The 23,186-nt window shown below is 41.8% G+C and carries 16 protein-coding genes and 1 pseudogene; 3 read left to right on the forward strand and 14 right to left on the reverse strand.

Annotation, left to right across the window (positions count from 1 at the left end):
• Positions 1-34: 34 nt before the first annotated feature.
• From JGK36_RS16020 to JGK36_RS16040, 5 genes are all read right to left on the reverse strand, one after another.
• Positions 35-1,465: a tetratricopeptide repeat protein gene (locus JGK36_RS16020; RefSeq protein WP_293197447.1), complete on the reverse strand. Its 1,431-nt coding sequence runs from the start codon at positions 1,463-1,465 to the stop codon at positions 35-37.
• 71 nt (positions 1,466-1,536) lie between these two features.
• A complete protein-coding gene (locus JGK36_RS16025) occupies positions 1,537-2,673 on the reverse strand; it encodes a tetratricopeptide repeat protein (protein ID WP_293197448.1) in 1,137 nt (378 codons plus the stop codon).
• A 33-nt stretch (positions 2,674-2,706) separates the two neighbouring features.
• The gene (locus JGK36_RS16030; RefSeq protein ID WP_293197449.1) at positions 2,707-4,599 is read right to left on the reverse strand and encodes a tetratricopeptide repeat protein; all 1,893 of its coding nucleotides are present in this window, start codon (positions 4,597-4,599) and stop codon (positions 2,707-2,709) included.
• A gap of 33 nt (positions 4,600-4,632) precedes the next feature.
• Entirely contained in the window at positions 4,633-6,330 is a 1,698-nt protein-coding gene (locus JGK36_RS16035) for a tetratricopeptide repeat protein (protein WP_293197451.1), read from the reverse strand.
• A complete protein-coding gene (locus JGK36_RS16040; RefSeq protein WP_293197453.1) occupies positions 6,320-8,866 on the reverse strand; it encodes an SEFIR domain-containing protein in 2,547 nt (848 codons plus the stop codon). The genes JGK36_RS16035 and JGK36_RS16040 overlap by 11 nt, the downstream gene beginning before the upstream one ends.
• Positions 8,867-9,013: 147 nt before the next feature.
• Here JGK36_RS16040 and JGK36_RS16045 point away from each other — a divergent pair, with 147 nt between their 5' ends.
• From JGK36_RS16045 to JGK36_RS16055, 3 genes and pseudogenes are all read left to right on the forward strand, one after another.
• Positions 9,014-9,565: a hypothetical protein gene (locus tag JGK36_RS16045; RefSeq protein WP_293197455.1), complete on the forward strand. Its 552-nt coding sequence runs from the start codon at positions 9,014-9,016 to the stop codon at positions 9,563-9,565.
• Positions 9,566-9,888: 323 nt separating this feature from the next.
• Positions 9,889-10,173, forward strand: a complete 285-nt coding sequence (locus JGK36_RS16050; RefSeq protein WP_293197457.1) for a hypothetical protein — start codon at positions 9,889-9,891, stop codon at positions 10,171-10,173.
• 322 nt (positions 10,174-10,495) lie between these two features.
• Positions 10,496-11,200 (forward strand): annotated as a pseudogene (locus JGK36_RS16055) (transposase); the annotation flags it as partial.
• A gap of 490 nt (positions 11,201-11,690) precedes the next feature.
• Here the strand turns inward: JGK36_RS16055 and JGK36_RS16060 are convergent.
• The 9 genes from JGK36_RS16060 to JGK36_RS16090 all read right to left on the reverse strand — a co-directional run.
• On the reverse strand, positions 11,691-11,837 hold the full coding sequence (locus JGK36_RS16060; RefSeq protein ID WP_293197459.1) for a hypothetical protein: 147 nt from the start codon (positions 11,835-11,837) through the stop codon (positions 11,691-11,693).
• 123 nt (positions 11,838-11,960) lie between these two features.
• Entirely contained in the window at positions 11,961-14,243 is a 2,283-nt protein-coding gene (locus JGK36_RS16065) for a hypothetical protein (RefSeq protein ID WP_293197461.1), read from the reverse strand.
• 21 nt (positions 14,244-14,264) lie between these two features.
• Positions 14,265-18,227, reverse strand: a complete 3,963-nt coding sequence (locus JGK36_RS16070) for an SAV_2336 N-terminal domain-related protein (protein ID WP_293197462.1) — start codon at positions 18,225-18,227, stop codon at positions 14,265-14,267.
• Complete coding sequence (locus JGK36_RS16075) at positions 18,224-19,270, reverse strand: MoxR family ATPase (protein ID WP_293197463.1); 1,047 nt, start codon at positions 19,268-19,270, stop codon at positions 18,224-18,226. The genes JGK36_RS16070 and JGK36_RS16075 overlap by 4 nt, the downstream gene beginning before the upstream one ends.
• A 35-nt stretch (positions 19,271-19,305) precedes the next feature.
• A complete protein-coding gene (locus tag JGK36_RS16080; protein ID WP_293197465.1) occupies positions 19,306-20,316 on the reverse strand; it encodes a hypothetical protein in 1,011 nt (336 codons plus the stop codon).
• Positions 20,303-20,845 carry a hypothetical protein gene (locus tag JGK36_RS16085; protein WP_293197467.1) on the reverse strand — a complete coding sequence of 181 codons (543 nt, stop codon included), beginning with the start codon at positions 20,843-20,845 and terminating at the stop codon, positions 20,303-20,305. The genes JGK36_RS16080 and JGK36_RS16085 overlap by 14 nt, the downstream gene beginning before the upstream one ends.
• 31 nt (positions 20,846-20,876) lie before the next feature.
• Positions 20,877-20,966 (reverse strand): hypothetical protein, encoded by a 90-nt coding sequence (locus JGK36_RS33885; protein WP_366516577.1) that lies wholly within the window; start codon positions 20,964-20,966, stop codon positions 20,877-20,879.
• Positions 20,932-21,087 (reverse strand): hypothetical protein, encoded by a 156-nt coding sequence (locus JGK36_RS33890; RefSeq protein WP_366035229.1) that lies wholly within the window; start codon positions 21,085-21,087, stop codon positions 20,932-20,934. Before JGK36_RS33890 ends, JGK36_RS33885 begins: the two co-directional genes overlap by 35 nt.
• 67 nt (positions 21,088-21,154) lie before the next feature.
• A partial coding sequence (locus JGK36_RS16090; protein WP_293197469.1) for a GUN4 domain-containing protein occupies positions 21,155-23,186 on the reverse strand: 2,032 nt, incomplete at its 5' end.

The raw sequence follows: 23,186 nt of genomic DNA on the forward strand, positions 1-23,186 counted from the left end.
ATAATTTCTATTTTATTGATAATTATACAAGATTTCAGGCTGTCCAATCACGATTGCCGACAGTCCATACAGAGAAAAGAGTTAGGATTCCGATAATTCGGTTCACATTTAACATTCCAATTCGGTAGTATGAGTGAGTTGCTTCGATCGAAAACTGAAGAGACTTGATATAATTTCCTTTGTGCCAATATAGAAATGATAAGCTTAGTATTGAGCTAGCAGTTCCGTGAAAATTATTAATATTTTGCCTAATGTTTAATGCTTGATTTAAGCAGGCTTCAGCTTCATGGAGACGTAATCTGTCTTTCGCTAGGTAAATTCTGCCCAATTGTTCATAACAATCAGAGATGCCTCTTCGATCCTCAATAGCTTCATATCGTTTTAATGCGTTTAACGCTTCTTCTTCAGCTAAAGTTGCTTGTCCTCGATTGATTATAACCCAGGCTAGGTGATGTGCAATCCAAGCCTTCGCATTCTCATTTTCTATTTCTTCGCATAGATTATATGCCTGTCGAAGCAGATTCTCAGCTCTTTCATAATTCCGATCGATAGTAGAGTTTAACGGCTGACATAACCTGTTGTACAAAGCATTGGAAAACAAACTTAACCCAAATAAACGTAATGTGTTAACCAGTAAAATCTTAAGGAGATGCTGTCGAGGAACAGAACTTTTACGAAGTACAATTCCCTGATGTGCTAATGGTCCTATTAGTCCTGTTATCATGCCATTCTGTTGCCGAAGACGAAATACATCACCAAATAGATCGAACGCCTTACTGAATGAACCAGTATTCATAGTATAGAATGCTAGCCCTTCTAGTAGGTCACTCTTAAGTTCAGTAAAAGTGTCTTGTCCCGCGTTTTCAATATATTTTAGAGCGTTTTCTATATTTGGAACACCAACTTGATATTGACCCATTTGAACTTGACAACCAGCGAGACGAGCGAAAGCTTCTATATACTCTCTACTCTGTGGTGGTTCTCTTTTACAAATATCTTCATAAATTTGAACTGCTAAACTTCGATCGCCTAAACTTTCGGCTGCTTTGGCCTTGAGCATTCTGAGAAAACATTTACTACTCTCTTCATCCTGAAGTCCCTCAAGGATCGTATCTACTGTTTTTAAGAGTTGGTTTCCTTGTCCGTTGTAGAGAAGGTAAGAATGAAGTGGCATCTTTGGAACATTAGAGAGAGGCATTTCAATCTCGGATTCCAAAACCTGGATGCTAGCAATATAATCTTGAGCTTCACACAGGTGATAAATAGCTTCCAGAAACATCTGTGCCTGACTAAAATCTGAAGATTCATTTTTTACCATTTCTTTTGAATTTTGAGCGAGATTTAACCAGTTAAATGCAGCTCTGTATTGTATGCGTTTTGATCTCGGCTTTACAGAGCGGATAAATTTATTATTTAGTCCCAAATTTTTGATAAGTTGACTGCTGTTTAGTTTTACTTCATTCATTTTAGTAATGGATATAGCCAATGCTTGTTGCTAAAGATCGGTAGCTACTTGGTATTCTTCTAGAGAGACTTTCAGGCTTTTGGGAAATTTTCTAGATTCCGTGAGCCTAGCTGCTGAAAGGAGTCAAGCGGTATACCTAGTTCATCGGCAATGGAAAAAGCCTGTTGACAATGCTTACGAACCAAATCTTTATTACCTGATTTTTGATAAAAGGCTGTTAAATTTAAAAGGACATTAACTTCAGTCAAACGATTGCCAATTTCTCTACAGGTTTCCAGAGATTCCTGAAAATATTTCAAAGCTTTTGAATCCTGCTTACAAATTGCTAGTGTAGTTGCTAAGTTAAATAATGCCTCTCCCTCTCCCGCACGATCTTCGATGATTCGCATAATTGTTAAATGTTGCTGCTGGTATTCGATAGTTTTCTCGTAATTTTCTAAACCACCATAAGCTTGCGCGAGGCTTCCCAAAACCCTTCCCTCATACGAAGGGTTGTAGCTTTGACGTAAAATCCTCAGACTCTCCTGCTGGTACTTAATTGCTTTGGAGTATTTTCCCTGTTGACAAAACACCAGCCCTAAGCTGTTCAAAGCGATAGCTTGCCCTTGATAGTTATGATTTTTCCATCCAAGAACTAAACTTTGCCAATGGTAATTAATTGATTTGGAGTAATCTCGTAAATATAAGTAAACAAGTCCGAGGCTATTTAGAATTGCACTTTCCTGCTGACAATCGGGAAGTGTACGTGCAAGCTCTAATGCCTGTTGATAATATTCAATGGCTTTTTCCAGGTATCCCTGAGCATAATATACCTTGGCCATACCATATAAGAAAATAGTCTGATAATAGGGAGCTATATTAGCTAAGGGTTCTAAGAGTCTATTGTATAATTCTGATAAATTTCTATAATATCCCCAAGTAAATAGTTGATTATGTAACTGTTCATTTTCTGGCTCAATAATATTAATGACTAAAATCTTTAAAGCTTGATTCCAAGCTTCGACTTCAGATAGATGATGGAATGCCTCCAAATAACCTCGTACTCGATCTAGATTTGAAGCATCTGTCGCGGGCTTATACTTTGTCAGCCAGTTAATGACTGCTCTGTATTGAGTGCGTTTCCATTTCGGGGTAAGAAGTTTTAACGTAGCTTGTTCAATACCAAGTTTAGCTAAAAATGTCTCGCTAGATGGTATTAGTCGATCCATTTTTTAGTACCAAATGAGAAGTTTTTAGTCGAATTAGTCATGGCTGCGCTCCAATTGTTGTTTTAATTTTCTACATTTTTTTTGTAAAGGTATATCTAACTCTGTAGCAATAGATAAGGCCTGACCGCAATACATCAGCGCTTGCTCGGAATACGTCAACTTCTGATAAAGCTTTGCTAAGTTATATAGAGCAGTAGCCTCAGTAGAAATATCACCAATTTCATGCAAAATGTCTAGGGCTTGCTGCAAAGATTTTAACGCTTCTGAATACTGACCATATTCAATGAGAATAGCTCCCAAATTGCACAATGTCATTCCTTCTCCTTGTCTATCTCCGATTTCCTTTGCGATTATTAAAGCCTGCTGATAGTAATCTATTGCACCAGAAAAATGTTTTTGGGAATAATTAGCACTACCCAAATTAATCAATGCAGTTGCTTCTCCTTGTAGATCGCCAATTTCCCGTGCAATTCTCAAATGCTGCTGGTGGTATTCAATGGCTTGCTCGTAATTTCTTAATGAATCACAGATATTGCCAATATTACCCAAAGCACCAGCTTCTCCCTGTCGATCGCCGATTTCCCGCGCGATCATCAAATGCTGCTGGTGGTAATTCATAGCTTGGTTATAATCTCCTAATGAATCATAGATATTACCCAAATTGCCTAGTGCATTCCCTTCTGCTTTTCGATCGCCGATTTCCCGCGAAATAGCCAAATGCTTCTGATAACAATCAGCGGCTTTAGCATAATCTGCTTGCAAATAGTAGGTATTGCCCAAATTCCCTAATGCAGCTCCTTGTCCTTGAGGATCGCCTATTATCTGTGCGATGGTTAAATATTTTTCGTGGTACTTAATTGCACCACTGTAATCTCCCAGCCAATGGTAAACATTACCCAAGTTTCCCAGCGCATTTCCCTCTCCCTGGCGATCGCCGATTTCCCGTGCGATTGTCAAATGTCGCTGGTGGTATTCAATTGCTAGATTGTAATTTCCTAATGAATTGTAAGTATTGCCTAAGTTTCCTAGCGCCATCGCTTCTCCTTGGCGATCGCCGATTTCCCGTGCAATAGCCAAATGCTGCTGGTGGCAATCAATTGCTAGAGGGTAATTTCCAAGCTCGTAATAAGCAAAACCCAAACCGCTGAGTGCTATTCCTTCTCCCTGACGATTCCCGATTTCTCGCGCTATATCTAAATGCTGCTGATGGTATTCAATAGCGCGGGAAAAATTGCCTAGAGAATTGTACGCAATACCTAAATTCCCTAATACCCTTCCTTCTCCTTGTCGATCGCCTATTTCCGGTAGGATGGCTAAACACTGTTCGTAGAGATCGATCGCATGGGTAACGTCACCTAAAGAATTATAGGTAATAGCTAGATTCCCCAGTGCCACTGCTTCTTGCTGAGAATCACCTAGCGAGCGCGCGAGTTCCAGATGCTGCTGATGGCACTCAATTCCTCGGTGGTAGTTTCCAGTAGAATTAGCAACAATGCCTAGACCATTCCAACAAATAGCATCCCATCTAGAATCTAACTTGCCTAAGAGTCTATCGTACAGATCGGATACCTGACGATAGTAACTCCAAAGGCGCATTTGCGCGTGCAATTCTTCATTAGTAGGTGTATTGAGGTCAATAGAAAGAAGATTCTTAGCTTGTCCCCAATTTTCTACTTCGCAGAGATGGTGAAATGCTTCGATAAAGCCTTTGACTTCCTCTATATTGGAAGCATCTAAATGCGGTTTATAGTTAGAAATCCAATTGACAATAGCTCTGTATTGGGTGCGTTTCCAACGGGGTTTGATATATTTAATATCGGTTGGATCTATTCCAAGTTCTGCTAAAACTAAATTGCTGGAAGGTGTAATACTAACTTCCTGTAAACTCAATTCGTCATGATTAGATAATTCTGTTGTGTGATTCATAAGCTAGAGTTAATTAGTATAAAATACAGAAAATTAAGGCTTTTTAATTGAATCAAGTACATAAGGTTGAGATAACACATAATGCACCAGGTTAGCAGCAGCGGCGGCAGCCAATGGTTGATGCTTTTTATGTTTTGTCCCGTCTCCCCAATCGCAGATGGATTTCACTAAAATCCACGGTGTCCTTGATTCTCTTGCTGCTGCACAAAGTCCAGATCCTTCCATCTCTCCTCCTTTGGCTTGGGGAAACCGCTTAAAGAGGACAGCTTTAAATTCTGGATCGTCAACTAACTTTTCTCCTGAGAGAATAGCACCAGGAATAATTGTAGATAGCTTGCCATTGGGAAGAGAAAATTGCCATTCATAAGCATTTTCAAAGCGATTCAGTAATGTGCCGTCACTTGGCGGAATACTACCGCGAGATTCTATTTCTTTTCCCTGGCGCTGTCTTTCGTAGAAAATAATTTCTGAGGCAACCAAAACATCTCCTATTTTCTGCTCTGTGGTACATTTACCAAAAGCAATACCGACCATGATCACAGCTTTGGGATTCCACATATCTAGAGCTTGATTAGTTGCTAAGGTAGATGCACCATCATCTACTGCTCCCATCCTGCATTTAGTAACAATCGTGTTGTAACAGCCTAACTTTCCACAATAGTATGTTCCAGATTTAACGTATACTCGTAAAATCTTTTCTTGGTCAGGATAAGGGTCAAACAATTTCAAGACTGCTTTTAGTTCAACACTTGTCGCAGTAATTATTACAACATCAGTGTTCTCTTTGAGTTCTTGACATTCTTTTTCATCAATTCCTTCTGTTTTTTGTGGGAAGGATGGTGAGTACCAATTTTGATCCTCTATACTATATTCTTCTTGTTCAGTTTCATAGTTTGTATATCTTTTTATCATTTCTTGGCATTCATTGATTAAATAATGATTTTGAATTTTTATAGCAGCCTTTAAGGCTGAATTACATTTGCTTCTGGCTATCTCCATTTCACCTGTTAGTTCATAGGTTATTGCTAATTCCTTTAGAGCTTTGGCGTTTAAAGCGTTATCACCTAGTGTGTCAGAGATAGATGAAGCATTATATAAATTATATATAACTGATTCTAAATCGACTAGCCTTAATTTTCCTACTGTTTGAGAAAGTTTCGCTTCTCTTTCTGCGATTGCTACATAGACTAAAGTTTCCGCCTCTTCTAGTTGTAATTTATTGTCTTGATAAATATCAATAGATTGTCTATAAAAATCAATTGCTGTTTTATATTCTTGTAGTTCACAATCAATCATCCCAAGACAACGCAATCCTCTTGCTTTTAACTCTGTATTTTGAATTATATTAGCAATATCCAGACACTTATCCTGTAATTTAATAGCATCATCGTAATTTTTCAATAAATAATGGATATATCCTAAACTACATATTGCATCGGCTTCCCACAGGATATCGTTAATCTTTTTGGCCGCATTTAATTGTTGTTGGTAATATTCAAGTGCCATTTCATACTGATGGCAACAGGTGAGTATACTACCTAATCCTGCAAAAGCGATCGCTTTTGCTTGTTGATTTGCGGTTTGAAAAGCCAATTCCAAGATTTCAAAATAGTTTTGAGTAGCCTCCTGATATTTTCCTTGAATTTTTGCATTATTTCCGATTGAAATTAGTCCAGTTATCGTTACAGGATCTTCTCCATGAATCTGTACATTGCGAAAATCATTCAGCATAATCATCCAATTGTTTTAAATGTTCAAGCGATACACTCCTAATTAAATTGTGCTGTCTGAGCAAGCATCGATCGCCTTCAACTACTCCTTCCACTAAATAGCGATCGCGCAACGTATCCAACGCTACCTGCTGTTCATCTTCATCCCGATCCCAATCCTCCAGATGCGAGAGCCAAAAATCCTCCGGTACTGGACAGCGATATACCGAAGCTTCGCACAGCAATATATAGGCATAACGAACATCTTTTTGCAACCGATTAAAAGTCTTTTCTAGTCTAACTCGCACATTCCTTCGTAAATTGCGTGTGTATCGATGCAGGTTGAACTTATCATCGGCTGATGCTGTTATTCCCTTAGTCTTCGCTTCCTCGATAGCCTTCTCAACCTCTTCTACTTCCCGTCCGTACTGATTCCAGTAAGCCAGAACATTACCATCAAAAGGCTGATTTCTAATTTCTCCAGCAATCACCCGCAACGCTAAAGGATGTCCCTCATAAGCACGCCCAATTCTTTCTAAATAGGGTTTACCTGTTGACTCTGTACCAACATCTAATCCTGTTTTATCGAACAATCGCAACCGTTCTGCTTCTTCCAGACCGCTCAGAGGTTGGCAATACCAAAAATTTTGATACCTCGTTCCTATTGTTGGGATTTGAGCGGGTAAATCTTGCGAAGTTAGGATGATACAGCTTTCACAAGAATCTGCTGCTAGCAAACTTTCAAAAAATCGCACCCACCACTCATCTTTGAAATCACTCCATCCCTCTTCTTCATTCCCCTGTAAAATGTTCTCTAAAGAATCAAGTTGAACCAAATAGCGATTCTCTTTTAGATGTCTCACCAACCGATATAGCAGGCGCTGAGTATCTTTACGGTCTTCCGGTGTAATCAGTTCGCCCCACTTCTCCAACCACCTCGCCGCGACGCTGGCAAAATCATTAGATTGCTGTTCGTCCTCAAAATTCTCCTCGTGAAACTTACTCCAATCTCCCTCAAACCAGTCTGATAACTCGACTGCTAATCTTTCCCCTAAAGCCGTTTTCCCAATTCCTGTAATCCCCACAAGTATTAGTAATCGACAAGAGGAGCGAATTCGAGGAGTCAAATCCTGAATCAGACTTTCCCGACCAACCCAAGTATCATCAAGCGCAAAAAAGTTGAGTGGGCGAGAATTAGAAGCTGGTGAATCATCTGAAATAGCTGGAAAAACCTGTTTGCGATCGCGCGGAGCTAAAGTTTGTAATTTACCGAGATCCGGTTTGCGAGTTATCAGTTGATTGGTCAGACGACGGTAAAGCAGTTCATACCCATCTGTAGTATTCAGCCTATAGTTAGTCGCAGCGCGTAAAGGACTGGGAATAAAGTCAGTATCCTGGGGAGTAAAAGTGACAGGAATGAACTTTGAGTTTTTCCCTTGATCATCGTAGAGTTCTTGAATAATGACCCCACCCTCCCAAGTTGCGCCCTTACCCTTTCCCACTTCTTCATGCCCCCGAAATCGCCGATGGTACTGTTCCGTACAGACAACCAGCACAAAATCTGCTGCTTCAACCTGGTTCAGCATCCAGCGCTGCCATCCTTCAAGCGGCGAATCTTCGTACTGGTCGATATCGCAGTCAATACCATCCTCGCGAAAGCGATCGGCAAGTTGCAGAATCCGCTCCTTGTGTTCTTGGGAGTCATGACTGTAGCTGATAAAAACTTTTGGAGGTGTAGAGTCAGAACTCATGATTTGAGCAGATTTAGGTAAAAGGAGTGGCAGAGTAGATTGTTGGGAAGATGTCTTATCCGCCTCCTCAATCTGAAGCTTTGCCAAAATCTCAAAAGCAAACGCACTGGCATTGCGTGCAGCCATTTCCTGAGAACCACCCGCATCGGCTTCACTCTTACCATCAATCAAATCGGAAATCCCACGGATAACCAGTGCCGATACTTGGTGATTGGCATGAGCCGCTTGTAGCAAGCCCCGCCCCTCCATCTCGACAGCTACCGCATCACCATAATTCAACTGGATAAACTTAAAAACATTAGACTTGCTTGAAGCAATCACTTTTTCCCCGGCGGCAATCGGTGCAACGAATACGCGGGGGGTAGACTCCGGTGCAGATGTCAGCCTTTGCAGCCAATCTGATTTTTTCGACTCAGCCCTCGCTCGCTGGATTAAGCTGTATGTAGATTGCCCTAAATCGGGTCTGGGTTGAAATTTCTGTTTTGCCTTGCCAGACTCGTAACCATAGACCTTCGTCGCGGCTACCACATCACCGATCGCCACATCTTTGATGCCTCCAGCAACTCCCACAAACAGTATGACACTGGGATTGAAATAGGCGATCGCCCTTTCCGCTTCCACCGCCGCCCCGGCATTACCGGCACCCACTTCCACAATCCCGACTTCCCATGACGTAGCGTTAGCAACAAATTTTCCGCGTTCGTAAATTGTGCCTTGGGGGTGCATTTCTTCTCGGAGGTCGGCTATATGGGTGCGAACAGCCATATACTCGACCGGGAGAGCGGTCAATATTACTGCACTAGGCATGATTGATCCTGGAAATAATCTAAATATCCACTATTTTAGCTATTCAATCAGGATTTTCCTAGAGTCGAGAAAATTTCTTTGAGTTGCTGATGAATGGTTTCTCATCAGTCACAATAGGTACAGGGTTCGAGAAACTGGGAGTCAGCCATGAGTGATAAAGACCAAATTATTGAAATTTTCTTTAAGGAATACGACAAACTGAAATCCGAGCAGGCTCAACGGATAGGCTTCCGGGACAACCTGCTTTACGTGACTCTGGGCTTGTTCGTGACAGTCGTGTCGTTCGCTGTTTCTAACCCATCCAACTATTACGCTTTACTGGTGATTCCTTGGGTGTGCCTAATTCTGGGCTGGACCTATGTGGTCAATGATGAAAAGATTTCGGCGATCGGCAGCTACATCCGCTACAAGCTGGTTGACAAGGTGAAGGAACACACAGGCTATACGGATTTGGAAACCCTCTTTGGTTGGGAAATTGCTCACCGCAACGACAAACACCGCAAACGACGCAAGGTTCAGCAGTTGATTGTGGATGAGATTACGTTTGTTTTTTCAGGAGCGATCGCTTTGTCAGCATTCTGGTTTCTAGTCTCTCAACCTCCTCTAGCTATAAGAATATTGAGTTGGGCTGAACTTCTATTTCTTATTGTATTGGGAGTGGAAATGTTTATCTATGCTGACTTGGCAAAAGGACGCTAACCAGTACCATTGGCCAAGAAAGAGCGATCGTAGATTCGATGAGGGATAATCGATTCAGGTATTCTAAAAATAAATAATGTTGGAAAGTTGATCGAAAAACAGCGATCAGATGATTGTTCGCGATCGCGGGACAATCCTAAAACGGGCGATCGAGTTTCCCTGAGACACCAAAACACCTAAACTGTTAGTGGCATCCAGGGAGTATCAATGAGAGCTATCATCGGTTCAATCGTCTCTTGTCGCGATCGCCAGTGGGTTGTGTTGCCCTCCGACAGCCCCGACACGATCCGCCTGCGCCCCTTAAGCGGCAATGAAGACCAAATTTGCGGCATTTACACGCCCTCAACCTCGAAACCATTGAACCCGCCCAATTTCCCGCACCCAATCCCAGCACGATTCAAGACCACACCGCCGCCCAACTCCTCCTCAATGCCACCCGCTTAAGTCTGCGGAGTGGGGCGGGTTCGTTTCGCTGTCTCAGCCGCCTGTCCGTGCGCCCCCGTCCCTATCAGTTAGTACCCCTATTGATGGCGCTGCGGTTGCCCGTTGTCCGACTGCTGGTGGCCGATGATGTTGGTATTGGCAAAACTGACGTATCCGCTCAATAAGTAGGGGTAGCAGTTATTCTAGTTGCCAAGACAAGCCCAAGGGATGAAGAGAAGATTTTTCGCGAATAATAGTGAACAGAGAGGAAATAATTCCAAGTTGAGAAATTCGGTCACACACATAACCCTTAATAACTGATTCCCAACTGACGAGTAGTAGCAACAAGAGACATAAAAATATCCCAGGCCCTCGTACCCTCAATCATGTGATCTGCATAGCTCAATACGGTTGACTTAAGAACAATCTGACTTTCAAGAAATGCCTGTATTGCCTAGCAAATCCTGAGATAACATTCGTCAAAAAGCCTTAAGTCAACCGTATTGAGTTATTTTAGTAGAAGCAGGAACACATTTAATATTTGATGCTTTAATATGCCCATACAAGATGGGAGAAAGAGTCAGAGCATTAAGGTTATTACGCTCAGTTACTAAAGAAATGTTGTTAAGGTGGGATAGAGGTTTACATTCATATGCGATGGTGTCAGCCACACTCAGCAGGGGTTGTGACTACTTAGGACGAATTCCGTCAAATGTTAAATTCCAGGGCGGAACACAACTAGAAGATGGTTCTTACTTAAGTTTTATTAATCCCCCAGGCAAATTCAGAAAAAAAGGATTTAAACCTATCCAAATCAGAGTAATCGAGTACACGATTTAAAACTTAAACGACCCAACAGCAGAAATTAAGTATCGTTTAATTACAAGCTTATTGGACTCTCAAAAATTTCCGGCAAAGTTATTAGCTGCCGAATATCATCAACGTTGGGAAGTGGAAAATACAATTGATGAATTCAAAGTACATCTGTTAGAAAAAAAAACTCATGTTCGCTCTCAAAGACCAAGAGAAGTAGTACAAGAAATTTATGGTCTATTATTAGGACATTGGGCCGTGCGGTCATTAATTTGTCAAACAGCACATAGTGCAGAAATTTCGCCATTAAGTATTTCTTTCACCGGTACATTACGAGTTATTCGTCGTGCTGTTCCCAAATTTCAGCGGCTAGAAGCACAAGAAATACCCTTTTTTTAACTTGGTTGAATTTGGAGATTCTTGATGCGACTTTGCCACAAACAGTTGAGAGAAATAACCCAAGAGTTGTGAAAAAACCTGTTTCAAAATTTAAATCCAAAAAAGTTAAACACAGAGGTACTGGAATAAAAATGAATCCTCGTGTTTTTAATATCTTAAAGCCTCCCAACCCTTAAGTAAACCGTATTGTGGTATATCCTTCAAATGTTTGAGTGGCAGGGCAGAAATCAAATCTCGCTTTGTTTTTAAGATTGACATGAGTTTTTAACGGTGCATTGACTGCACTTGATTTGTTTTGATAAGTTTTCAGGTCAATTTCTCGCTCAAAAATCGCAGCGCGATATCTGCTTAATTGGAATCTATAAATCTTCTTCTTTTAAACTATTCTAAACTTTGTAATCGCAAAAAATGCACTTGTCCCAACTCTTAACCTGCAACAATTGTCAATGCAGAGGCATCTACTGCACAACACTTTAATGGACTCTCAGCACTAAAAGTGGCGATGAGCTTTATCAGTCAATAAGCCGGATAAATCACCAGCGATCGCCGTTTTTCCCTTAGCAGCTTCCGCTAAGTGGAATGGTAAATTCAACACATATTCGGAATCTTCATGTGAAAAGTTGTTAAAATGATTCATACAGCATATTCCCTGTATATGTAGTACACACAATATTGTCGATGTATCTAGTTAGTTAACCAAGACTTTTACTACTGTACTTCATGAACCTGGAATATGCTATAAGTGCGATCGCTCTGTGAGTTACTCAATACTTTCTAATAGCAGGAAATGTAGTCGCCCTGATGCTTCACCAGCGACAATTGTCACTCCATCAGGCGCAACGGTGCAGCAAAATAAAGCACCATCTCCGATGAAAGTGGCGATCGCCTTCCCACTTTCTAAATCCCAGACTTTTAGGGTGTTGTCGTAACTAGCGGAAATAGCCCTTTGCGCGTCCGAGGTAATTGCGATCGCATTGATGTAGTCGGTATGACCCGTCAAGGTTTTAAGTTCTGTACCAGTTGTCAAATCCCACAACTTCAGCGTGTTGTCCACCGATCCAGAGATAGCTATCTGCCCATCTGAGGTAACTGCTACTGCGATGACTTTATCAGTATGACCCGTAAAGGTTTTAAGTTCTGTACCACTCGTTAAATCCCACAGCTTTAGTGTTTTGTCGGACGAGGCAGAAATTGCTTTAAGTCCATCCGGCGTGATGGCGACTGCCCAAACATCGCCGGAATGTCCGCCGAGCGTCTTAAGCTCTGAGCAACTGGTCAAATCCCAGACTTTTAGGGTGCGATCGAACGAAGCAGAAACAGCCGTGCGTCCATCAGGAGCGATTGCTACCCCATTAACTGTGCTGGTATGACCTGTGAGCGTGCCACATTCTTTACCACTTGACAAGTCCCAGAGCTTTAGAGTTTTGTCAATTGAGCCAGAGAGTGCCATCTGCCCGTTTGGAGTAATTGCGACAGCTCTAACCCAGTTATCATGACCTACAAGTGTTTTCAGTTCCCTGCCAGTTGCTAAATCCCAAATTTTTAGGGTGCGATCGGCGCTTCCAGAAATAGCCAACTGTCCATCAGGAGAAATCGCCACGTCTCTGACCCAGTTTGCATGACCCGAAAAAATGCCCGGTTGGCTATCAATTGTTAAGTCCCAGACTTTCAAGGTTTGGTCAGAGGAACCAGAAACTGCTAGCCGTCCATCAGGCGCGATCGCAACTGCCATCACCCAGTTAGTATGTCCAATGAGAGTGTTACGCTCCTTGCCGCTTCCTAAATCCCAAACTTTCAAAGTATGGTCAGCAGATCCGGAGATTGCTATTCGTCCATCAGGGGCGATCGCTACAGTGTTGATAGCTCCGGTATGCCCCGTCAGGGTTTTGAGTTCGATGCCATTGGTTAAATCCCACAGCTTGAGGGTTTTGTCTTTAGAGCCGGAAATCCCTAGCCGTCCATCTGGAGTTATTGCCACAGCATTGATCGCCTCGGTATGTCCCTTGAGGGTGTGTAATATCATGTCCGGTCGATTACCCCTAATAAAAACCCCTGAAACTACTGGTACGAAAGGATCGTCATCATGAGCAATCGTTAGGGCATCATATAACGGAATGCCACTGCAATCCCACAAGGTCAGAGTACGATCGTCTGAGCCAGAGAGGGCTATTTGCCCATTTGGGGTCATGGCAACTGCGTTGACCCTTTGCAAATCTGCGAGAGTGTATCGTTTGTTTTCAGCCAAATCCCAAAGGCACAAACCATCCCCAACTCCCCAGGAACCTGAGAGTACCCATTGTGCATCTGGTGCGATCGCCACTGAATTAACACAGTTTGTATGCCCAGTCAGGGTTTTAAATTCAATGCCGCGAACTACATCCCAGAGCTTGACAGTTTTGTCAATTGAACCAGAGGCGGCAAACTGCCCATCTGGGGTAATTGCGACTGTCAGAACTCGGTCAGTATGTCCTCTGAGTGTGTGTCGCAAGGTGTTAGTTGTGAGATCCCATACTTTCAGGGTGTTGTCGTTGGAAGCAGAAATAACTATTTGTCCATTTGATGAAATTGCAACTGCTTTGACATAGTGGGTGTGACCCGTAAAAGTGCGTATTAACGCATCTCCTGGTGGTGTCAAGCTAGGAGTCAGGGGTCGCAACCAAGGAGTATTTTTCCCCTGTTTTGCCTGTTCCAAAAGTGCTTGAATATCTGGCGATTTGAAGGATAGCAAGCGACCCAATAGATGCCCCGCTAGTTGAGTTTTGTTTTCTGGGTAAGCTAGAATGTGACTTGACTTCCGAATGGCATCCTGAATCAATCTCAAACTGTCTTTTTTGGCTTGAGTCATCTCAATATCTGGTGCAACAGTTAAAGCGTAATCTTCTATAAGCAACTGTGGTGTTGCAGCCGAATTTTTATATTCAATAAACTCAAACTCTGTCAGTAATTCGTGAAATTCATCTGCCATCCCAGCAGCCGCTAAGTGATAGGGCAGATTCAAAATATATTCAGTATCTTCATCTGAGAGGTTGTTGAAATCATTCATGGATACGATCGCCCTTTACAATTATGCCAAACCTTCCAACCGTAAAAAACTTATTTTATCTGAGCGTCCACCAGCAACAACAGTCACACCATCGGGAGAAATAGCACAGGCATTTACCTCTCCTTCACAGTCAAAGGTTGTAATGTCCTCACCACTCTCCAAATCCCAGACTTTTAGGGTTTTATCCCAGGAACCGGAAACGACAAATCGCCCATCTGGTGTAATCGCGACTGTCCGCACCCAATAGTAGTGACCAATCAGAGTATTCAATTCAGTTCCACTATTGATATCCCAGACCTTAAGAGTATTGTCATTTGATGCTGAAACTGCTAATTTTCCATCAGGACTAATGGCTATTGAATTTATACAGTCAGTATGTCCAGTAAGAGTATGCAGTTCTGTTCCACTGTTGATATCCCAGACTTTGAGGGTTTTATCCCGTGCTGAAACAGCGAGTCGTCCATCGGGAGTAATTGCGACTGCCGATGTAGAGTGTCCTTTGAAAATACAAAGTTCGCTTTCACTATGCAAATCCAATACTTTAAGGCTTTTGTGAGCAAACTCATAAATAATAGCATTTTGACCATCTGTCGTAATCGCAAGCACCTCTCCTGAATAGTCCTGAGTGATAGTACGGAATTCGTTCCCACTCTGCAAATCCCATATTATAATTTTAATATTTGGATCGTCTGAAGCGGAAATAACGTGTTGACAATCAGGAGTAATCCCCACTATACATACATGACCTTTATGTCCAGTTAAAGTACGCATTTCAGTTCCACTTGGTAAATCCCATACTTTAAGAGTACGGTCTTCTGAAGCAGAAACTGCTAATTTTCCATCGCAACTAATTGCAACTGCATTTATCCAGTCTTTATGCCCGTTTCGAGTCACATCTTTGGCATATAAATTCCACATTTTGAGGGTATTATCAGAGGAAGCAGAAACAGCCCATTGACCATTAGGAGTAATAGCAATTGCATTCACAAGTAAGGTATGTCCATAAAATGTTTGTAGTTTTTGCCGTGTTTGCAAATCGTAGACTTTAATGGGACTAGCATTTGCACCGCAAATAGCTAGTCTTCCATCGGTCGTAATCGCTACTGAGTGGAAACGATAAGCCTTTTCTATGACAATAGGTACTTCATTTTCACTGCTTAAGTCCCAGACTCTGAGAGTATCATCATCAGCAGCCGAAACCGCTCGGTTCCCGTCAGGAGTAATAGCGACTGCTCGTACTGCGCCAGTGTGTCCGGTGAGGATATGTAATTGATTTCCGCTCTGCAAATTCCAAACTCTAAGGGTTTTGTCCCATGCGCCAGAAACCGCTAGTTTATCATCAGGAGTGATGGCGATTGCTGTGACTGAATCATTGTGTCCGCTAAGAGTAGACAGTACGTTGCCACTATCTAAATCCCAGATTTTGAGAGTATGATCTTGTGAACCTGAAACTACTAATTTCCTATCATGAGTAATAGCAACTGCATTTACCCCATTAGTATGCCCTGTCAAGGTTTTCAATATGCAGCCACTAGATAAATCCCAGACTTTAATAGTTTTATCCAATGAAGCGGAAACAACTAGCTGCCCATCTGAAGTAATGGCAACTCCCTGTACATAACTACTATGTCCAGTGAAGGTACGCAGTTCGACACCACTAGATAAATCCCAGACTTTTAGAGTTTTATCTTCGGAAGCGGAAACAGCTATTTTCCCATCGGGAGTAATAGCCACTCCTTTCACCCAGTCAAGGTGCCCAGTGAGGGTGCGGACTAATGTTCCTTCTGGTGGTGTTAGATTAGATGTCAGGGGACGCAGCCATATATATCCTAGTGATTCTAGTGTTTGAGCAAGCATCGCTTGAATTTCAGGCTTTTTAAAGGACTGCAAACGACCCCAAAGTTGTCCTGCCAGTTGTGCTGGATCATCAGCCAAGACATTTGCAGCTAATTTAATAGCACTTTGAATTAATTTCAGACTTTCTTTTGTTTCTTGATGAATTTGGATGTCTGGATGCAAAGCTAAGTCGTAATCATCAATCAGTAGTTGTGGCGGGAGAGAGAAAATTTTATATTCAATAAATTCATAGTCAGTCAGTAACTCGGATAAATCATCAGTCATCGCCGTTTTTCCCTTACCAGCTTCCGCTAAGTGGTAAGGCAAATTCAACACATATTCGGCATCTTCAGGTGAAAGGTTGTTGAAGTGTCTTGCTTTCACAGCATGGTAAAGTTCATCATCAGCTTTGCGTTTAATATAAGAAGGTGAATCTTGAGGTAAAGTGCCTCTTATTAGATATTCAATATCAGGAAAGTAGTCTAAATTTGCTTGAACATTTTCTTGATAATCTGGTCTATTGTATATCTCTAATTCCTCAGCAACTTTCACATACTCCCCACCTAAACGCCTCAAAACCTGAGCCGTAACCGTTGCAAAATAACCAACATTCCCAGCAATCTCACTATCCCTAACCTGTTGCGGATTCCTCAAAACAGCAGCAAAATCCTCCAACGATAATCCTAAATTCTTCGCCACATCTTTCGATACCTCATCCACCACATTCAGCACATATCCTGAAGGAACCGAATCAACCAATAACTCCCGTACTCCATCCATAAACTGGTACTGAACATAATCGGGATTAGTCTCCGCATTAATCTCAGATAATGGTCTTAACAATCCCCCTAAAAACACCTCAGCTACATGAACCTGTTGAGACTCTTTTAACAACGTCCTCTGAATTAATCGCACAATCGGTAAACTAATCGCAGGTGCAGCCGCCAACAATCCGGCCAATTTACGCGCCATTGGTGAAGCCGTCACCCGAAACGCCTGAACGCGCTGTTCCGCACTCTGTTGACCATAATTCAGATTAAATAACTCTCTTCCTTTATTAACAGGAATTGGATCTAACTTAAACACATATCCCGATGTCCAAATACCGCCCTTTCCTGACAACATTTGCGCCCAAGTCGCCACCTTATCCGGTTCTAAAGTAAATACAGGAACTTTAACCCCCCGCGTCTCCTCCAATTCATCCCACAAAGACACTTCTTTAGCGATTAATTTCTGATTAAAATCCCCAGGATTCAACCCTTGTAACCGCACTTCTGAAGCCCTTCCTAAAGCCGTTCTCTTCCACAACCACTTAGGAAGCATCTGCACAATTGCCATAGAACCTTGTTTTGCCCATATTTCTAACGTAGTTGTCACCTTCCCATCGCGCCATAGGGATGATACACAATCACTCACCACCAACACTAAACGACGACCGCTGGGGTCAATTAATTCGGCTGGGCTGCGAGGCGATTGATTTTTAGCCGTTGCGCCGATACCCCGACGAATCTGCACTTGTTCGAGATTATCCGCAATCAATCCCCAAACCCGCACATCTCGGAAAATTCCATAGTTTTTCAGTAACCGTTCCAATTCCCTGATGGTATGTCGCCAAATTTGCATCGAGATTCCTTCATCTACCACCAATTCCAGGTCTAACCAAGGTTCTAGAGTTGGCCTTAATACAGGTAGCCAAAGCCCTTCATTGGCAATTCGTTGGGTAGTAGCAGCTTCATCTAAAACCAAGGTTGTGCCGGAGGGAATACGCCTCATCAAAGGTTTTAATGCCCGTGCTAGGGTTAGAGGTTCGCGCAAAGAAGGGGCATCAGGGACTTTAAAAGACAATTCTGATTTGAAAAGGGTTTCCTGTTGATTTCGAGGATAAATGCCCGCTTTTTGTTCCTCTGGTGACTGTTTTGATGCGGTTTCCCCTGAGTCTGAAGTTTTAGTTTTTGTCTCTGGCAATGTTTCCCCCTCTAACTCCTCGTTTTTTAAGGAGGGCTGGGAGAGATCGTTTTTTAAATTCTGGGTAACAGTTGATTCAGATTGAGATTTTTGTATTTGCAGTGCCAGCCAAATCGTATCAGCAATCTCTTCGGCTGACAATTCCAGTTCCTTACTAAGTGCAGTAATTAAAGTATCAATCATCTCTCCTCCGAACTGGTTAAATATTTCATCAACACATCAACCAAATCTTTTTCATCTGCTTTTTCTGGTTTAAACTCACGAGTAACCATATAAATCCCATTCAGCAGTTGATCTGTGGCAATATCACCTCCCTCTCGCAAGTGTATAAATTTCTCGATTAATTTCTCTATTTTACCCTCATCCTGTGTCAACACATCATTACCCAAATGTGCTTTGACAATATCCTTCAACGCCTTGGCATCAGGGTCATAGGGCATATTCAACCGCAGGCAACGCCTGAGAAAAGCAGGTGGAAAATCTCGTTCACCGTTGTTAGTCAAGATAATCAAGGGAAAATTCTGACAGCCCACTCGCCCGTTAATAATGGGAAGATCGATGCCATCATAGGTGCGAACTTCTACCCGATTTACTTCTTTAGCAATCCGAGATAATTCTGGTATTTCAAATTCCCCTTCTTCAAATAAATTGAGTAAGTCATTGGGTAAATTAATATCACTTTTATCTATTTCATCAATTAACAAAACACGGGGACGACGGGAAGGCAACAGGGCTGTACCCAAAGCCCCAAGCTGAATGTAGCGACCAATATCTTTACTTTTATCGCCCATTTGGACATCTTGCAGACGTGCGATCGCATCATAACGATACAATCCTTCTTGTAAAGTAGAACGAGCGGTAATATACCAAGGCAATACAGCTCCCAACTTCAATTCGTAAGCAACTGCATAAGCTAAAGAAGTTTTCCCCGTTCCTGGCTTTCCTGTCACTAACAAAGGTCGTCTTAAATACAAGGCAGCATTGACCATATTAATCACACTATTGCGATCATTGCTCTTATCGGTATGAATCCGAAAACTTTGCCCTCTTTCCTTATTTCTGGTATTCTCATCTAAACCTTGACAAAAGTCTTGCCAGCGTTGTTCAATTTCTTGAACTATTGCATCATCTACCCCGACAAAATTACGCCAACTAGGAGGTTCAGGAAGACGATTAATATCATCATGGGGTTCGTTATTGCCTTTAAAAATTTTCCAGTCTGTCATATGTTTGAATTTCCAATCCTTTGTTATTTCCTTTGTTATTGTCCGGGGGAGTTCAACTCAACCATTATATCAGGAGTTAAACGATAAGGGTTTTCCCAGAGAAGAGCTAAATGATGCCCCAAATGTTCCTCTGTTTGAGCATCAGCTTGTTCCCTAGTGAGTCTAACCGATTCACATAAATGACATAATGGTTTAAAAGTTAAGATTTTATCGATCGCAGTTACTCGATCCAAATTAGCAACATCATTTCTTATCCAAATAGCAATAGGCGTTGTTGCTATTAAGATAGCTCTAAATAAATCTTTTCTGATAGCTTTGGAATGAGTGCAAGTAACTTTCAGTCCTATTTTACCGTTCAAATTACTCTTCAATAACTTCCAGTTAAAACTTTCCATTTCTTGAAGATGTTCAAATAATTGTTGGATAGGTTCATCATTCTGTAAAATATCCCTAACCTTATCCCAATATTCATACCATTGAGACAAATAAGAATCCAAATAATCAAGATTGAGACGTTCTAGCGATCTCAGTCGAATTGGATACTTATTTCCTAAAGTAATGTCATCTGCGATTGGGTCAGTAATTTTCCAGCGATCTATCTCCATACACATTAAATCAATGGGCAAGAAAATTTCTATGGTTAAGTCATACCTTTTTCCTCTAAGATACCTCAGAGCTTTTGTGAGAAACTTGTTGAGTTCTGTAGGGATTTGAGTCAACTTACATAATTTTCCTCTCTGTTGTTCATTGTGGTCAAGCAGGGACTGAAACTTTGATAAATCTTGTATCGAATCATCACTAATTAACCAAGCGTTTAGCAAGAATTTATCCCCATCGTTATCACCAGGAACAAGCGTAGCAATGAGGTATGATTTAAAAGGTCCTGGTTGGTTATAAAAAAAATCGGTTGACGATTTATTCTTATCAGTCTCTGGATACTTTTTTGAGGCTAATTTGTTTGCGATTCGATCGCGGATTTCTACAGGTACATTTTGGTCTTGACTTAAGCGTTCAAAAAACTGGGGAAGCTGCCTAAATCCCTCCATTTTTTTTTATTGCTTCGATATTATTTCCTGCTAAATCCGACACATCCGCATTGGGAGGTGGTAAATCCCATACATCCGCATCGGGGGGTAAGGAATCTTGGTATGCTTTTTGGATGCTTTCTGGAGGGATTATAGAAAAATTTAAATTTTGAAATAATTCTTGATAAAAGCTGTCAAAGTTACTATCTTGAGTCAAGAATTGAATAAATGTGCAATTTTCATAAACATTACGTTTATCAATATCTCTTCCTGCTGCATCCCCACCCTGAGTATTTTGATGAATACCGCTTGTTTCTTGAATGGTTTTAACTAAGGCTTCCATTGCTTCCTTATCCCACTGTTGGTAAATGCGATCGCCGATGTGAATTTCTTTTCCTTCTGTAATATTGACATTGTACTTGCCTAGTTGGATGGACAGTTGACGATCGCCAGCCAGCAGCCACTGGCGTAAAATGGTCTTATCCTCATCGGTTTGCTGTCCCTTTTCAACCCGATTCAGAATTTGATTGATATCTTCAGAAAGTGTCATTTGATATCTTTGTGTATATATAATGTATGAGTTAGCATTCTGGTATTGAAAACTGCTTCAGCAAAGCTTTATTGATGCTTTCTGCATCAACATCTTGGTAAATGCGATCGCCAACCTGAATATCCTGCCCCCTGTCCTAGATTGATGACATACTTACCACTCTGAGACACAATCTGATTACCACCGCTGAGCGACTGTCCCAGGACTACAATATCAGCCTTACTTTGCTGGTGGTTGGCAATACGATCTAAAGTCTAGCTCATCAGGAACACTTATTGTATTGTAAAGAGTTTTCTAACTCCAGGTTGTTCAGTCTATTCGGGAACTCATAGGTTTGGACAAAGCTTCGAGTAACGAAAACAGCTTACGAACCTTCAACTCTTCTAGCCTGTTTCCCTCCCACCATGCCTCCTTGTGAGAAAGTTCATATTTCATATTTCTCTTGAATTCCTCCTTGTCAACAGTTTCACCTGTTAAAAATCCGCCAAGTCCCATAAAATCTGCAATAAGCTGCAATTTTTGCCAATCCGATCCTATGACTGCTTTTGTAACAGCTCGTTGACCTTTTACAAAAGCATCTAAAGCTGCATTATCCATTTTGACAACTTGCACGATACCCCAAGGAAGATGACCGTCTGGTGCATTAGCCGGAGTATGAATAACTTGGCTAGCAGAAATCCAAGTATTCTGGATGCACCACCCTACGCGATCGCCAAATACTTGCGGATTTTTTTCACATTCGTTGAAGATCCGCTTTTGAACGCTGAACCCAAAACGTCGATCGCTGTACTGCAACCATAAATTATCGATGATTTGCAGAACTGGACAAGGGAAGTTTTGGATTTGTTCATCACTAAGCCAGCCTTCTTTTTCTGCTTTGGCTGCTTTCAGGACGATCGTTCTAGTTAAATCATTTGCCTCTCGCCATCTTCCTGCTTCTAGCAATTTTTTTAATCGGACGCACTCTTCTTGGAGTAGAGCATCTAGTACAATTTCCCGAATTACTTCAGCATCAGCAGCTTGGTAAATGCGATCGCCTATCTGAATACTCGAACCCTCACCAATATTAACATTATATTTACCTAACTGTACTATCTTCCGATCCGCATCATCTATTGACCTATCGATTAGTTCTTTGGCAAACCATTTATGATTCGCTATCTGGGTTGCTTTTTCCTTCCATAGACCAGCTTCTGTTAAGTGAATACTTAAATGCCTTGCAGCATAGCCCTGATGTTTTTTATAACTATCTTCTTCCCTAAAAGCTAAGTAGTATTCAACTAAGCGACGATGAGTTGCTTTACTCTCAACTTTTTCTTGAAGAAAGTTAGCGAAAGATTGGTGGATAAGCCGCCAAGTTTCCCTATTATTGTGCTGTTCTTTATTTAAGAATCTTCGCCAAATTTGTAATGCTCGATCTCGAATTTCATCAGGCTGGCGATCTACATGATCCGCAAACCATTCCACGCTGACAGGTTCGAGTGCGACACCCAATAATTCAATAACAGGACGGTACAAACGACTCCACTCATCCCAGCCTTCCTTACAGCGAACTGCTTCCATCCCTGCCCAAAACTGAGCGTAATAACTTGTCAGCCCTTGGGGAAGCTTGTTCAAATTTAAAGGAGTGAAGCCAGCCTCGCCACTGGTGATGCTATCCATAACATATTCTAGGTACATAAAATTGCCTTGGCTGGCTTCTTGCAATTTAGCAATAAACTGATTCTGTGTGACAGTTGGTGTAGCATTTTCCAATACCTCACGAATCTCAGGACGCTTTACTTGGAGGGGTAGATACAATTCGATGTCTCTCTGCTGTAGCGGATCGTCCCATGTAATTATTTGTTCCTCTACCCGCACACCAGGATCTGTTGTGAGCAGATAATCTCCAGGACGGTGAGTGAGAATTACATACACGCCCTTTGGCAAATTCTTTGGCAAGTAAAGCCAGTTGCAAGCAGGGGGTGGTACATCAGCTTCATCAATTGCATCTATAACTACTACAACAGGTAAGCCTTCAGGGTTACTGGCTGCTTCTTTTAACCTTCCATAAAACCAGTCAGATGTTTTGCCTGCCCCCATAGGTAAAAACATATGAGGGAGGGTGTAGCGGGCAATAAGCTGAGTGCTAAGAATGTTGAGTATTCTTTCGGGCTGGGTACGGTTTTCGTTAGCACTAACAAAACAAGCTGGCGCTCGATAGCGCTTGGTTAATTCTGCGGCGATCGCGGTTTTACCCAAACCAGCATCGGCAATCAGACGAAAGTATCCACAGGAGTTATTTTGAATAAAATCGGCGACCTTTTCAAAAATAAAGCCTCGACCAACTAATCGTTGAGTT

It is taken from the genome of Microcoleus sp. PH2017_35_SFW_U_B, assembly GCF_020737865.1.
GTDB lineage: Bacteria > Cyanobacteriota > Cyanobacteriia > Cyanobacteriales > Microcoleaceae > Microcoleus.